Origin of the sequence: Psychrobacillus vulpis (assembly GCF_006861825.1) — a bacterium.
Classification (GTDB): Bacteria; Bacillota; Bacilli; order Bacillales_A; family Planococcaceae; genus Psychrobacillus; species Psychrobacillus vulpis.
In genome coordinates this window covers 1-15,406 of the sequence record NZ_VDGI01000015.1, presented here as the reverse complement: position 1 = coordinate 15,406, position 15,406 = coordinate 1, and the positions used below count along the sequence as shown (strand labels likewise).

The window sequence follows — 15,406 nt, the reverse complement described above, 5'->3', positions numbered from 1 at the left end:
TTAAAAACTCAATTTTAAGCACTCATTTTGTTCTAAATAATGTGTAAATAGATGTAATCTAATAACTGAAGATTCATCTGAAAAACTTGTTATCGCGGCAACTATGTTCATCAAATCGTCTGGATACTCTTCTTTTTTAGCAATAGATTCAAAATAATTTTTTGATAATTTTTCTTCCTGTAAAAGATTCATCAAATTTTTCAATTTTTTATCTTCACAGCTTTTCGTGGATACAAACATTGGCTTAATAAAAGTAGGAAGTGCTTCAGTCCCAACTGTGCCTACATCATTAACATAAAGCTGACTCCACACATAAAACTGATTATCCACACTTACAATACCCGCTTTTTCTAAGCTAGGCTGTTCACTCATAAAGGCAACAGCACTTTCTTTCGTTGTAAACAAACCATATTGCTTTGCTTTAAAAGGGAGAGCAGCATCAGCTGTTACCTCTACTTTTTCACCTTTATCATCTTTATCTACTTTCTCTTCCTCTGTTGGTGTAGAAACTTGTTCTTCCACTTTCTTGTCATTCGAATAGTTTAATATAAAACCGAAAAGTAATACTCCCACAACACCAATAACTAGTCCTTGCATACCCGCTAATATTACTTTATTTCTCGGGTTTCGCCTTCTAATTGGCATGATACCCCCCCCTTTTACCCACCACCTTAACATGTAAAAAGTAAAAAAAGACTAGACCTATGTCGGCTCGTCCAAAAAATTTATCGTGTTAAAAAAACAAATTCACATACCAGTCGACAAATGCTTCTCCGTAAAAATAAGAAATAATCGATCCAATCGCAATCGATGGACCAAATGGGATAGGAGTTTTCCGTCCTTTGTTATATTTTTTTAATATTATTATGCCAAAGACAGCTCCAAACAGAGAAGCTAAAAACAATGTTAGTAACGTTAAAGACACACCTAACACAGTACCTATAACAAAAAATAGTTTAATATCTCCTCCACCCATGCCGCCTTTCGACATAATCGCAATCAAATATAACACACCAAAACCAATTACTGCTCCTAAAATACTATCCCACCATGGTGTAAGAGGCGATAAGATTCTAGCCCCTATTAAAGGAATTAAAAAAAAGAGAAGAATTTTATTTGGAATAAGCATATACGCTATATCTGAAACAGTAATGATCACAAGCATCGATAAAAATAATATAGCGACAATCAGTTCTTTAGAAAAGCCTAGTTCAAGAAATGCAATTGCAAATAATAAACCTGTAGCAAGCTCCATTACTGGATACACCCAATGTATCTTCTCGCCACATTCTCTACATTGTCCTTTCAAAAATAGATAGGAAAAAACAGGTATTAAATCTAGTATAGTCAATTTCCTATTACAAACGGTGCAATGGGATGGCGGCCGAACGATAGATTCCCCTTTGGGGACACGTAAGCCTACAACATTGAAAAATGAACCGAATATTAATCCATAAATGAAAAAAAATATAGTGATGACAGTAATCATTGCAACCTCTTATTTTCATAATTTTATGGTATTACAAGTGTTTCTCCAATAATGACAATATCAGATCTTTTATTGTTAGCATTTTTAATAAGCGTTTCTCCTTTTCGTGAGCCGTAAAACTTTATCGAAATGGAAAAAAGAGTGTCCCTATTTTTTACGACATATTTTCGTACTAAAGGTTTTTCAGTTTTGGTAGGTTGTTCTTTTTCTCCAACAGTTTCCTCTCCTGTGTTCTCTTCAATAGATGGAGTAGGCTTGATATCAGGTACAACAGTTGTTTTTTCCTCTACTTTTTCTACCATCACTTAAGTTTGAAACAGGAATTACGAGGTCGTATTAAAATACCAATTAGAATATAATCTAATTGGTATTAATTCACTATTAATCTACTTCACGTATTCTGCTACTTTATTTCTTCCTGCTTGCTTCGCACCAATGTAAAGTGCACGATCTGCATTGCGCAATAGTGACATTCCTTCATCACTGTCATCCGGTGATGTAGAGACTCCAATACTCGTAGTAATGAATATAATTTCTTCACTTGCAACTTCATCTAAATCCAATTGAACAATAAATGGTGTGTTTTCGATTTTTCTTCTAAGTTGTTCCGCAAGATTCTTCGCTTCTATTTTCGAATAATTAGGTAGTAAAATAACGAACTCTTCTCCTCCATACCTTGCTACAGTCCCATTCAGTCCGATTTCTTCACTAATAATTTTTGCAAAATCTTGCAGAATAATATTACCACTATGATGACCATACGAATCATTAACAACTTTAAATTTATCGATATCCATCATGATAAGTGACAACGAATTATATTGCCCTAATGCCAATCTATCCATATCATTTCGCAATTGCTTGTCCAAATAACGATAATTATAAATTTTCGTTAATTCACACCGTTCACTTTTAGCAACGGCATTACTTACATACTTAGCTTTTTCTACAGAAACAGCAAAATATGAACAAAGCAAATGAATAATTTTTAATTGATATGCTTCAAATGCATGCTTATTTCTAGAAGCCAGAACTAGCACGCCTTCTATCTTCTGATTTCGGTATATTGGCACACACATAACACTTTGCATATCAGATGTAAGAAAAGGTGGTTTAATATGGAGCCATTCAGATTGCTTATTATATAATATTGGAACTCCTTTTTCATATCCAATACCTGCAAGACTATCTTTTATATCTTCATGAGAAAAGTGGAGTTCTTTGTTCTCACCATCTTCAATTGCACGTAGAATCAAAAATTGTCCCTTAAAATAGTCCACAATGTAAGCCGAATCCATTGGAAACATATTCGCAATTCGACCAATAAACATATCAATGATTTCTTTACCAGTCATTCGTTCTGCCATTTCATGGCCGAACTCACTTGCTTTGTTGAGATCAGCATTTACTTTTTCTGAGTCACTATATAGTCTTACTAATAAAGTAATCATAATAAAAGGAATTCCAAGTAACCAAAAAGCACTAGTACCTATATAATTTTCAAGTAAGTATAAACTAAGTCCAAAAGGTAACGTCATTATTAACCCAGCTAGATCCCAGAAAAAATCTTTTGTAAAAAACCTAGGATTTTTCCCAGTAACGGACTCACGGATAAATAATAGTACGTGATTTAAAAGGATATAAATTATAGAGTAAATAGAACCGAATATTAATACCTCTTTCACTACTAATGTACCTAAATTGTATCCAAAAAAGTGAGCAATTGAACCACAAGCTACTGAAATAAGAAAAAACATAAAGGAACTATAAACAATTCGATAAGCATTTTCTTTGTTCGTTTTCATATGGTAAGCAATTGGTATTAAACACAATTGCATAACGAGTAATTCTGCAAGTATTCCATAATTTAAATAGACTGCGAGTGTAACCCACTGCACAAGAAACATCGTAGTTCCAGAAATAAAAAAGGGAAATATGGTAGTAAGCAACCCTAAGACTATTAAGAAAATAAATGTATCCCATTCAATCTGCCTACTCGATGCAAAATGATAGACCAAATAAATACCAAAAGGCACAGTTAATATCCATAGGATGTATATATTCTTCTTGGCTTTATCTGAAATATCCATAGGACTATTATTCTCCTTTTAGTATATATTAACCACTACTAATAGCATATTTCATGATCAGATTTATTATATCACAGAAATTATAGAAAATTTCAAATACTATTTACCTGTTTTTCTTCTTACTTCTGTAAGGAAATATAATGATCCTGTGACAATTGTAATATTAGAATCATCATTTTTCTTAAAATGGATTTTTTCCATATCTTTAGTAATGTGTTTTTGACTAGCTGAGCAGTGTTTTAATAATTCAGAAGCGGATAATGCTCTTTCATGTTGGAAGTCAACAAATTCAAAAGACGAACCAACATCCTCTAACTTTCTTAACATATATAAATAATCTTTATCTTTTAATACCCCAACAATAAAGTGTATTTGTTTATCTTGAAAATAAATTCGCATTGTTTCAACTAGAGCATCTATACTTGCTTCGTTATGTGCTCCATCGAAATAAACATTATCCCATACCTTTTCCATTCTACCTCGTAAAGAGGCACGCTGCACCGCTGCTCGGACACTACTTTCTTCTAATATAAATCCACATTCAATAAATGCAGTGAGAGCTAATGCCATATTCGATAACTGATGGGTTCCTATCATTTGAGGATAAAGGTTGGCAATTTGAATATTCTTATATGTATAGTTATGGTTATTCATTTTAAAATCTTTTGTATATTCAATGACCGTTGTATTTTTTTCATTTGCCTCTTGAAAAATCACATTTCTTGCTCCCTCTAATAACTTACCTATAACTAATTTGCCACTCTCTTTTAAAATCCCTGCCTTATGCCAACTAATTTTTTCTATTGTATCTCCTAAAAAGTTTGTATGATCAATCGAAATACTTGGAATGACAGCAATAGCGTTTTCCATTATATTTGTACTATCGAATCTTCCCCCCATACCTGCCTCTATAAACACAACATCTAAATCTTCTAGCTCAAAAACTAAAAAAGCAGTTACTGTCAATAATTCAAAATTAGTTAGCTTTCCACTTAGTTCAGCCAATTGCATTTTTTGAAAAGCTCTATCCATTTGTTCTACTGTTACATTTTGTCCGTTTATTTGGATTTGATCATGTACATCGATAATACATGGAGATGTAAATGATCCATAAGTTAGTCCATGTTCTTTTGCAAGAGCACTTAAAAATGCAATCGTAGAGCCTTTACCGTTTGTTCCAGCTACGTGAATCACTCGATGTCTGTTTTGAGGATTACCGAGTTTTATCATTGCTTTTTGGATCGATTCTAATCCCGGTTTTATCGTATTTTCACTTTCAATATTCCACTTTTTTTTATATCTATAAAAATTAGTTATTTCCACATACTTCACCCTATTCCGTCTTATTAAATTTCGTGCTAAACTTCATATGAACACTATTATAACACGCATTAGCGGAGGTCATTCATTATGCAAACATGTTGGATCGTATACAATGGTAGTCTTACACATGATAAATTTATTGATCAAGCGCTCCTCCTTCAAGAAGCAGCTGAAAAGCAAGGAATTCAAGCAACTTTAGTGAAAAATTATGAGCTCTTAATGAACGTTCAACAAAGTTTAACAACAAAACCTGATTTTGTTGTCTTTCTTGACAAAGACATATTACTTGCCAAGTATTTAAAAAATGAAGGAATACCTGTTTTTAATGACCCTGACGTTATTGAAATTTGTGACAATAAAGCTCGCCAATATATGGCATTAGCAAAAGCACAGGTTCCAATGCCTCTAACAATTATTGCACCAAAAGTGTATCCAGAATTTTCGATTCAACATACCGGCTATTATGAACAAGTATTAGAAACAATTGGACTTCCTATGATTATTAAAGAAGCACATGGTTCCTTTGGAATGAAAGTATATTTAATAGAAACTAGAGAGCAATTTTTTGAAAAAGTAGAAGAACTAAAAGGAATTGAATATGTATTTCAAGCATTTGTTGCTTCAAGCCGTGGTCGCGACATTCGCGTCAATGTGGTCGGTGGACAAGTTGTTGCATGTATGCATCGCCAATCACAGACAGATTTCCGCGCAAATATTACAAATGGTGGGACTGCATCACAAATTATCTTAACGGAAAGACAAAAGGAAGTTGCTATCCAAGCTGCGGGGGCATTGAATGCAGAGTTTGCAGGAGTCGACTTACTATTTGGAGAAAATGAAGAACCACTTGTTTGTGAAGTAAATGGCGTTGCACATATCCGTAATATTTACAATGTAACCGGTATCAATGTGGGAGATGCAATGATCAACTATATACTTTCCAAAATTGGTGCTGTTGTAATATGAAGGGCATCCTTATCTATGAATTTAAAGAAATAGAAAGAAATCAGAGTTTTATAGACCGATTGGTAAAAGCTGCTGAAAACAATGGACATTCTCTTACCGTTTTAGATGACCAATGTGCATCTATTCCGGAGGTTGATTTCATCTTTTTCAGAGCAAGAAATCCAAAGCTTTCAAAACAATTGGAACAACGGAATGTCCCTATGTTTAATCGTTCAGAAGTGAATGTTATTGCAAATGATAAGTGGAAGGCAATTCAACTTGTTCAGCTTCTTGGCATTGCTACTGTTCCAACTAAAATAATTAAAACTGCTTTAGATATTAATAAATATCCAGTTATCTTAAAAACAGTCGATGGTCATGGGGGTACCCAAGTAGAATTACTACATACGAATGATAATGTAGAAATTTTTCTAGAAAACCATTCTTCTAAAATGATAATTGCCCAACCTTATATCGAAACAAATGCTACAGATGTTCGAGTTTTTATGTTAGGAACATCCGTCATCGGCGCCGTCAAAAGAATTGGTGCGAAAAATAGCTTTAAGTCAAATTTTACATTAGGTGGAACAGTAGAAGAGTATATATTAAATAATCAACAACTTGCCGAAGTAGAAAAAATTGCTAACGCACTAAAAAGTGATTATATTGGCATCGACTTTCTTTTACTTCCTGATGGAAGTTGGTTATTCAATGAAATTGAAGACCCAGTAGGAGCAAGATCCTATTTTCAAACAACTAAAAAAGACATAGCTATTCCAATAATGGAATATATACATCAAAAACTATCACAAAAAGACTGCTCCGAATTATAACTAAGGGCACTGAAAAACTATCGTTTCAAAAGAGCGATGGGATTGTCTCAAAAACAATAAAAAGTAGAGGGGATCCAAAAATCCACACTCTACTTTATTTATAGAAAATCGTTGAAAAAGGCGACACTCCTGCGGGAATAGCGTTAGCCGAAGACCCCCGTGCTGCGCGAGGAGGCTGAGGCAACGCCCGCGGAAAGGGAGCCATTTCAACGATTTTCTTATGAATCGGGCTATTAGACAAACCTCTCTGGCAAAGTCAGCAAAATGTTGTCTCAAAAACTAAAAAAAGTAGAGGGATAGACTGCCATAGCGATATGAGACATATATAAAACACCTTTATTAGGCTGCCATGGCACCATATTTTATGGGTGTCAGGTAGCCTAATTTTTCTTGGATACGCTCTTCATTATAATAATTCAAATAGGTTATTACCCGCTCACCAACCTCTTGATTGCTTAGTGTATTGAATTTAGTGAATTGAAACTCCTCGGACTTCAAGTTCGAGTGAAAAGATTCGATTACCGCATTATCCCAACAGTTCCCACGACGAGACATACTACTGACAAGATGGTGCTCCTTCACATAGTTTTGGAAAGCGTATGATGTATAGACACTTCCTTGATCCGAATGTACAATAACCCCCTCAGGATTGTTGCGGGCAGCCAATGCTAACTTTAAAGTATCGATAACCAGTGGCGTCTGTTGATGGTCGTACAACTTATAAGCGATAATTTCATTATTGAATAAATCCATGATGGTTGATAGATATTTTATTGTACTCCCGTATTGAATATAGGTGATATCCGTGACCCACTTTTGGTTCGGTTCGCTTGCGAAGAAGTCACGCTTAAGAAGATCAGGGGCGACAATGACAGATTCACCCTGTGACTTCCATTTCCGTTTCGGTTTTATACGACACTGTAAATTGTGCTTTTGCATGATGTCCTGAACTGTATTACGATTCAATTGTATTTGATATTCTTGTTTTAATAGTGCCTTAATTTTTCTATGACCATTACGATACTTCGTTCTTTTACATAGTTCGATGATGGCTTCTTCCTTAACCGAAAGCAGTTTCTCCACGCCTTCAGCGCACCATCTATAATAGTTTGCCCGTGGTACTCCTAAAGCACTCAAAATGGCTGTAACGGTATATTTGCCCTTCAATCTTCCTACGGTTTGTAAAACTACTTCTTTTTCAACTCCTTTTCGATTTCCATGTACTTTTTTAGAATCTCATTCTCCATTTTCAAATGAGACATTTGACGCTCTCGCTTGTCATTTTCGCTAGAGAATTCGGGACCATGACCGAAGGTATATTGTTTACCAATCGGCTGATCAAATCGATAAGTTTCATTTGCATGATACCATTTCATCCAGGTTTCGATCTGTGATTTGTTTTTGATTCCGTGTTTCTCCATGATCTCTTTTATTGTCAATTGCCCACTTAGTTTATCTTTGACAACCGCCCATTTAACTTCTCTTGAATATACGTTTTTGCCCATGCAAAAACACCTCCGATGCAAGTACTTTTTACAAGTGTACCACTTCGAAGGTGTTTTATATTGTCTCAATAATTTAGGTTAGTCCAGGAATCCAAAAATCCACACTCTACTTTTTTTATTTCTAGAAAACCACTGAAAAAGGCGACACTCTTGCGGGAATAGCGTTAGCCGAAGACCCCCGTGCTGCGCGAGGAGGCTGAGGCAACGCCCACGGAAAGGGAGCCATTTCAACGATTTTCTTATTTCTTGGACTTTGGACAACCTTATCTTACAACGTCGATTTATAGTGACTTTTTCAGTGCCTCATCTTAACTTCGGAGCAGTCTTTTTACATATTTTTCAATTCTTCTAAACGATTTAAAACAGTTGCATGCTTTTCTAAATATTCTTGTTCTTTTGCACGTTCTTCAGCAACAACTGCTTCTGGAGCTTTGGATACGAATCGTTCATTCGATAGTTTCCCTTGAACTAGCTTCACTTCTTTTGCCCATTTTTCTAATTCTTTTTCTAAACGAGCTTTCTCTGCATCAATATCGATTAATCCTTGTAGTGGAAGATATAAAACTGCTCCTGTTACAACTGCTGACATAGATTGACCTGGTGCTTCAATATCTTGACCGATTACAAGTGGTTCTGGATTACAGAAACGCTCTAAATATTTTGCATTTGCTTCTAACACTGCCAAAGTTTCCGTATCTTTTGCTGAAATGTATAATGGCACTTTTTTACTCATTGGCGTTTGTACTTCTGCACGGATATTACGTACAGAACGGATAATTTCTGCAAGTAGTTTCATGCTAGCTGCTTCATCTTTATTCGAAAGTGCTTCGTTCACGGTTGGCCAAGCAGCTACAGTAATTGACTCTCCTTCGTGAGGAAGGTTTTGCCAAATTTCTTCTGTGATGAAAGGCATAAATGGGTGTAATAGTCTCATTGTATTGTCAAGAACATATGCTAATACAGAGCGAGTCATTTTCTTTGCTTCTTCATCTTCACCGTTAAGCGGTAGTTTCGACATTTCAATATACCAGTCACAGAAATCATCCCAAATGAAGTTATAAAGAGCACGACCAACTTCACCAAACTCATACTTCTCAGAAAGTCTCGTTACTTGTTCGATTGTTTCGTTTAGACGAGTTAAAATCCATGCATCCGCCACTGATTTTTTACCATCTAAATTGATCTCTTCAAATTTCATGCCGTCCATATTCATTAATGCAAAACGAGAAGCGTTCCAAATTTTATTTGCAAAGTTCCAAACTGCTTCTACTTTTTCGGTAGAGTAACGTAAATCTTGCCCTGGAGACGAACCAGTACTTAAGAAATAACGAAGGGAATCCGCTCCGTATTGATCGATTACTTCCATAGGATCAATACCATTTCCAAGTGATTTAGACATCTTACTTCCATCTTCTGCTCGAACAAGTCCGTGAATTAATACATCATCAAACGGACGAGTTCCCGTAAATTCTATCCCTTGGAAAATCATACGTGAAACCCAGAAGAATATAATATCATAACCGGTAACAAGAGTATTCGTTGGAAAATACTTTTTAAACTCTTCGTTTTCTGTATTAGGCCAACCTAATGTCGAGAACGGCCAAAGTGCAGAAGAGAACCAAGTATCTAATACATCATCTTCTTGTTTCCAGTTTTCAGCATCTGCTGGAGCTTCGTGTCCAACATATACTTCTCCCGTTTCTTTATGATACCAAGCAGGAATTCGATGCCCCCACCATAATTGTCGAGAAATACACCAATCATGAAGGTTTTCCATCCAGCGTAAGTATGTTTTCTCAAAGCGATCTGGTACAAAGTTTACTTTTTCTTCTGATTGTTGTAATTTGATTGCTTCTTCAGCTAGCGGTTGCATTTTAACAAACCATTGCGTTGATAAATACGGTTCTACAACTGCTCCACTGCGCTCTGAATGCCCTACAGAGTGAAGATGCTCTTCAATTTTGAATAAAACACCTGCTTCTTGTAAATCTTTTACGATTTGTTTACGACAAGCAAAGCGGTCCATTCCATCATAAATTGCAGCGTTCTTATTCATCGTACCGTCTTCATTCATAACTAAAATACGTTCTAAATTATGACGATTTCCAATTTCAAAGTCGTTAGGGTCATGTGCTGGTGTTATTTTTACTGCACCACTACCGAATTCCATATCTACGTAGTCATCTGCAACAATTGGAATTTCACGCCCAACGATTGGTAGCTTAACTGTTTTTCCGATTAAATGTTTGTAACGATCATCTTCTGGGTGTACTGCAACTGCAGTATCACCTAACATTGTCTCTGGTCGAGTTGTTGCAACATCTATAGAACCAGTACCATCTGCAAGTGGGTAATGCATATGATAGAAAGCACCCTGTACATCTTTATGAATTACTTCAATATCAGAGAGCGCAGTTTTCGTTGCAGGATCCCAATTGATAATATATTCACCACGGTAAATTAATCCTTTATTGTAGAGCTTTACAAATACTTCTTTTACAGCATTTGATAAGCCTTCATCTAATGTGAAACGTTCACGTGAATAGTCTAGACCTAACCCAAGTTTCGACCATTGTGCACGAATATGACCTGCATACTCTGTTTTCCATTTCCATGTTTCCTCTACAAATTTTTCACGACCTAAATCGTAACGGGAAATATTTTCTGAGCGCAGCTTTTCTTCTACTTTCGCCTGTGTAGCGATACCTGCATGGTCCATACCAGGTAACCAAAGTGCGTCATATCCTTGCATACGTTTCATACGAATAATAATATCTTGTAAAGTAGTATCCCAAGCGTGGCCTAAATGCAATTTCCCAGTTACGTTTGGTGGTGGAATTACGATTGTATAAGGTTTTTTCTCACTTTCTGGATGTGCTTCGAAGTACTTCCCTTCGAGCCACCACTCATAGCGACCTTTTTCAATCGACTGCGGATCATACTTAGTTGGCATCGTTGTCTCATTTGTCATTTTCTGTTCCTCCTAAAAAAGAATATAAAAAAACTCCGTCGTCACTAAAGGACGAAGGAGTTTGTTCGCGGTACCACCTTTATTCGCAGATGCAAAAATGCACATCACGCTCTCAATTAGATAACGGCTTCAAACCGGCAATTGCTACTATAAGTTCACAAGTGCTGCTCGTGGGCTACCTTCAAATGTTGATTAACAGAAACATTTCAGCAAATTGTTTCCTTTCTTTTGATAACCAGATCATTTTACTCTTCCCATTCATTGCATCAATATTTTATTGTTCGACAAGTAGTCGCCGGATCAAATACGTCAAGACGAATTTGATTGTTAGTTCATATTGTACCTAATCTTATATTATGTCGTCAAGTCGACTCTCGTGAAAGGAGAATTTACAATGAAAAAAGGATATAACCCTTATTTATTGCCTGATTGGCTGCGAAAAACACGTTTTTATTGCAAAGGAATCATTATTCCTATTTGTGGATTCCAGCTAATTCGAGTAATAATTGTTCCAACTACATGGGATTTTTTTCTTCTAGTCTTTTTGTTATTCCTCTGCTTCTTGTTTTACAAAGACATAATTTGATGGGACTGTTAGTTTAGACATCCCATCATCTAAGTCGAAAATGAATTGAAGTTCCGATTGTTCCATATTTGTGCTCTCTGCATAATTCGCTTCTTTTGTAGCTTCTTTTATAGCTTCTTGTGTAGATTCTTTCTCTACTTCTACCTTTTCTTTTGAAGCTTTTACCGGAGATTCCTTTGCTGTTTCATATTCACATTGAACAGACCAAGCAATTTCAATAGATGCATGCTCTGTTGTTTTTGAATTAACATGTTGAACATTCAAAGTTGGAGAACATCCTGTTTGAACTTTTTCTTTTGAAATTTCTATACTCATTGGTACAGCATATTCAAAATAGCCTACTTCTCCTTGTACATCTAAATCCTCAATTTGTGTAAATTCACTCGTTGCATGATGTGCATGTTCTCCTTCTTCGAATTCAACATGACAGGTGATATGATAGATTCCAATAATATTAATCGAATCTTCAGTTTCATTTTGTTCAAATTGCGGCGTAACTTCCACCGTTTTTATTTCTTTAGGTATACCAAAGCTTTCTGGAAAAAGAAACTGCTCTTTCACATCCCAAGTTTTCACTACCATTTGTCATCCTCCTTTATATAGGACAACTTATGAAAAATTCGTTTAAAATAGAACAAAGATATAATTAGACTATATTTTTTGAACTGATTTCTTCCATTATTCGCTTCACTTCAAACCAATCTTTCAGTCTCGGAATCGTTAAGTTCTGATTATAGGATTGATTTTTCACATAAATCTTTACATTTTCGTCTTCTAATGTATTCAACACATCTGGTTTATCATCAAAATAATAATCTAAGTGTAATTTTTGAATAATATTCACTTTATGTTGATCTTTCATACCACAAAAGAAGTTTTCGTCATTTACTGGGAAGCCTTGTTCTCTCATCCACATTTTTGTGCGCTCTGCATGTTCTAAAGGTCTAGCAGTAATATAATAGATTTCATGCCCTTGGTTACTTAACTCTTGTAATATTTCTACTGCATTTGGGTAAGGTGGACAATCTGTATAATATATTTCCTCTAAAGAATTATTCCACATTAGAGATCCTTCTTCAGCTGTCATTCCAAACGGTTCATGTATTTCTACTTGTGTTAAATCGTGAAAGACTTCTAGAGCAATATTTTGATTCAATTTTTTATTGTAGATGTGAAAAGCATGTTCACGTAAGTTAATCAGTGTATCATCAATATCAAATCCAAATTTCATTTCTTTATCCCTCAATTGTTTCGTCATTTTTATAGATTGGGTATCCAACAAACTTAAAGTCTTTCCCAACTTTAATAATATCTGTATCGACTAGATCTACAGCGTCATTCATCTTATCTATTCCAGCGCCCTCCATGAATGTTGGCGCACCTTTTCCACCGATTAATTTTGGTGCTATATAAATAATTGCTTTGTCAATTAATTTATTTTCTAAAAAAGCAGCATTTATATTTCCACCACCTTCGATTAATAAGGATGAAATTAGTTTTTCACCTAATACCTCTACTACTTCATGTGGATTTACATGCCTAGGGTCGCTTGTATGGAAAATAGTAATACCTAATTTTTCTAGAGCATATTTCTTTTCCTCATTATAGTTTGCACTTGTAAATATCCAAGTATCCGCAAGCTTGTCAGTAACTAGTTTTGCATCCAGTGGAATTCTTAAGGTAGAATCTAGCACAATTCGAATTGGATTTCTTCCGTTAGGAATTCGAGTTGTTAACTCAGGATCATCTTCTATTACAGTATTAACTCCAACAAGAATTGCCATGTTTTCATTGCGTAAATGGTGAACATCGAGTCTCGCGTCTTCCGATGTAATCCATTTACTATGAGAGGAGTGAGTAGCAATCTTTCCGTCCAGTGTAGCCCCTGCTTTTAACGTAATGAATGGCTTATTTTCAGCAATGAACTTGTTAAATACTTCATTCATTTTCCTTGATGCTTCTTCTTTTATTCCAACAATCACTTCTATTCCTGCGTTTTCTAAAATGCGGACACCTCTTCCCGAGACTACCGGATTTGGATCAAGCGTGGCAATTACAACAGTCTTAATACCAGCTTTTACTATTGCTTCAGCACATGGACCAGTTCTACCGTGATGAGAGCAAGGTTCTAGTGTTACATAGATCGTACTGTCTTTTGCTTGGGCTCCAGCCATTTGAATTGCATGAATTTCTGCGTGCGGTTCCCCTGCTTTTAAATGCGCCCCAATCCCAACAATACGATTATTGTTTACAATTACTGCACCAACTAGCGGGTTAGGATCTGTTTGACCTTTCATCGCTTGAGCGTTTTTTAGGGCTAGCTCCATATAAAATGCATGGTTAGTCATTTGTACAAGTTCCTTTCTCATTTTCCATGTGTCCTGAACGTTTGATTTTCGTTTGTAAGTAGCCTTCATTATATTCAGAAACGTCTCCCCATAATGGAGTTCTACCAGAAACAAACAAGCCAGCATCTTCTAATGCTTTCAATTTCTTCGGATTATTTGTCATTAATGTTACTGGTTTAGCTCTTAACGTTTTCAGCACTTCAATCGCGTCACTATAGTCTCTTGAATCGTCAACAAAACCAAGTTTTTCATTAGCATCTACTGTGTCATAACCATTTTCTTGAAGTATATAAGCCATCGCTTTACTAAATAATCCAATTCCTCGTCCTTCATGGTTAGCAAGGTAAAATAACGCCCCAGTACCATGATCCACGATCATCTGCATCGATTGCTTCAATTGGTATCCACAATCACATCGTTTACTACCAAAAATATCACCAGTATGACAAATGGAATGCATTCTAATAAGCGCGTCCTCTTCATTTTCAAAATCACCATAAACGAGAACACTTGATTGTTGGTATTCTGCCAAATTTGCAGACGATAGGCTTTCAATCACTTGCTGAATATCTTCGTGTTCTTCCTTACTATTTAGCCAACAATACCACTGAAAAATAACTGTTTCCCCATATAAATTGACAGGAAGTCGGATTGGTCCTACTAAATAAATGGCACCATCATTTGTATTTATCATTTGAATCTTCTCTTTTAATATTGATAAGGCTTCCGCTGAAGCATCTTTTAATTCATTCATCTAGAAATCCCCTTTATCGTTACTTTCAAAATCTTTGTTTTCTTTATTTTATTACATTTAGATTACTTTGCGTAAGTAATTATATTTTCGTAAGCAACAGAAGTCAAATATGTTGAACTAAATGCAAAATAAATAAGATACTTCTTAAAAATATTTGCCTTTTTTCAAAAAGCTCAGTTAAACAATACTGTTGATTTCCGTTACAGATGGACGCTTTCCGCGGGCGTTGCCTCAGCCTCCTCGCTTCAAGGGCACTGAAAAAGTGTTATTCTAATAAATTTTCTATCAAATAGTCCTAGGAGAATTTTGCGCTTTGGCATTCGCTTTCCGCGGGCGAGCGACGAGCCTCCTCCTTCGCTCTGCTTGAGGGCACTGAAAAAGTCATTATAATTCGACTTTGCTAGAGGGGATAGTCCAATAGCCCAATTAATAAGGAAATCGTTGAAACGGCTCCCTTTCCGGAGGCCACTGAAAAAGTCCATATAGTTTCACTTTTAATGAAGTTCCCCCGTAGTTTTCCGAAGCTTACCGCTCGCTTTCCACGGGCGAAGAATTTAGCCTC

Annotated in this window: 13 protein-coding genes and 1 other annotated feature; of the genes, 2 read left to right on the top strand and 11 right to left on the bottom strand. The window is 35.7% G+C overall.

All coding sequences use genetic code 11. From position 1 onward, the window contains the following. The 5 genes from FG384_RS13355 to FG384_RS13335 form a co-directional block, all read right to left on the bottom strand. Positions 1-645, bottom strand: a complete 645-nt coding sequence (locus FG384_RS13355) for a hypothetical protein (RefSeq protein ID WP_142643107.1) — start codon at positions 643-645, stop codon at positions 1-3. A gap of 88 nt (positions 646-733) precedes the next feature. Next, positions 734-1,489 (bottom strand): prepilin peptidase, encoded by a 756-nt coding sequence (locus FG384_RS13350; protein ID WP_142643106.1) that lies wholly within the window; start codon positions 1,487-1,489, stop codon positions 734-736. 23 nt (positions 1,490-1,512) lie between these two features. Continuing rightward, the gene (locus FG384_RS13345) at positions 1,513-1,794 is read right to left on the bottom strand and encodes a LysM peptidoglycan-binding domain-containing protein (RefSeq protein WP_142643105.1); all 282 of its coding nucleotides are present in this window, start codon (positions 1,792-1,794) and stop codon (positions 1,513-1,515) included. 81 nt (positions 1,795-1,875) lie between these two features. Continuing rightward, positions 1,876-3,579, bottom strand: coding sequence for a sensor domain-containing diguanylate cyclase (locus FG384_RS13340; RefSeq protein ID WP_142643104.1), 1,704 nt, complete (start codon positions 3,577-3,579; stop codon positions 1,876-1,878). A 99-nt stretch (positions 3,580-3,678) separates the two neighbouring features. Beyond that, positions 3,679-4,902, bottom strand: coding sequence for a bifunctional folylpolyglutamate synthase/dihydrofolate synthase (locus FG384_RS13335; protein ID WP_142643103.1), 1,224 nt, complete (start codon positions 4,900-4,902; stop codon positions 3,679-3,681). Positions 4,903-4,989: 87 nt separating this feature from the next. On the opposite strand from FG384_RS13335, the gene FG384_RS13330 reads away from it, so the two are divergent. Further along, on the top strand, positions 4,990-5,868 hold the full coding sequence (locus FG384_RS13330; protein ID WP_142643102.1) for an ATP-grasp domain-containing protein: 879 nt from the start codon (positions 4,990-4,992) through the stop codon (positions 5,866-5,868). Next, positions 5,865-6,680, top strand: coding sequence for an ATP-grasp domain-containing protein (locus FG384_RS13325; RefSeq protein WP_142643101.1), 816 nt, complete (start codon positions 5,865-5,867; stop codon positions 6,678-6,680). Before FG384_RS13330 ends, FG384_RS13325 begins: the two co-directional genes overlap by 4 nt. Positions 6,681-7,019: 339 nt before the next feature. Here FG384_RS13325 and FG384_RS13320 read toward each other — a convergent pair. The 6 genes from FG384_RS13320 to FG384_RS13290 form a co-directional block, all read right to left on the bottom strand. Beyond that, a protein-coding gene (locus FG384_RS13320) for an IS3 family transposase (RefSeq protein WP_142643100.1) occupies positions 7,020-8,185 on the bottom strand; the annotation gives its coding sequence in 2 pieces (ribosomal slippage) (positions 7,020-7,909 and positions 7,909-8,185; 1,167 coding nt in all). A 328-nt stretch (positions 8,186-8,513) separates the two neighbouring features. After that, on the bottom strand, positions 8,514-11,156 hold the full coding sequence (locus FG384_RS13315; protein WP_142643099.1) for a valine--tRNA ligase: 2,643 nt from the start codon (positions 11,154-11,156) through the stop codon (positions 8,514-8,516). 44 nt (positions 11,157-11,200) lie between these two features. Continuing rightward, positions 11,201-11,427: a binding site (T-box leader), on the bottom strand. A 276-nt stretch (positions 11,428-11,703) separates the two neighbouring features. Then, the gene (locus FG384_RS13305) at positions 11,704-12,324 is read right to left on the bottom strand and encodes a hypothetical protein (RefSeq protein WP_142643097.1); all 621 of its coding nucleotides are present in this window, start codon (positions 12,322-12,324) and stop codon (positions 11,704-11,706) included. A 64-nt stretch (positions 12,325-12,388) separates the two neighbouring features. Then, positions 12,389-12,973, bottom strand: a complete 585-nt coding sequence (locus FG384_RS13300; RefSeq protein ID WP_240793432.1) for a 5' nucleotidase, NT5C type — start codon at positions 12,971-12,973, stop codon at positions 12,389-12,391. A 4-nt stretch (positions 12,974-12,977) separates the two neighbouring features. Next, positions 12,978-14,090: a bifunctional diaminohydroxyphosphoribosylaminopyrimidine deaminase/5-amino-6-(5-phosphoribosylamino)uracil reductase RibD gene (ribD, locus tag FG384_RS13295; protein WP_142643201.1), complete on the bottom strand. Its 1,113-nt coding sequence runs from the start codon at positions 14,088-14,090 to the stop codon at positions 12,978-12,980. After that, a complete protein-coding gene (locus FG384_RS13290; protein ID WP_142643095.1) occupies positions 14,083-14,844 on the bottom strand; it encodes a GTP cyclohydrolase II in 762 nt (253 codons plus the stop codon). Before FG384_RS13290 ends, ribD begins: the two co-directional genes overlap by 8 nt. Positions 14,845-15,406 lie beyond the last annotated feature (562 nt).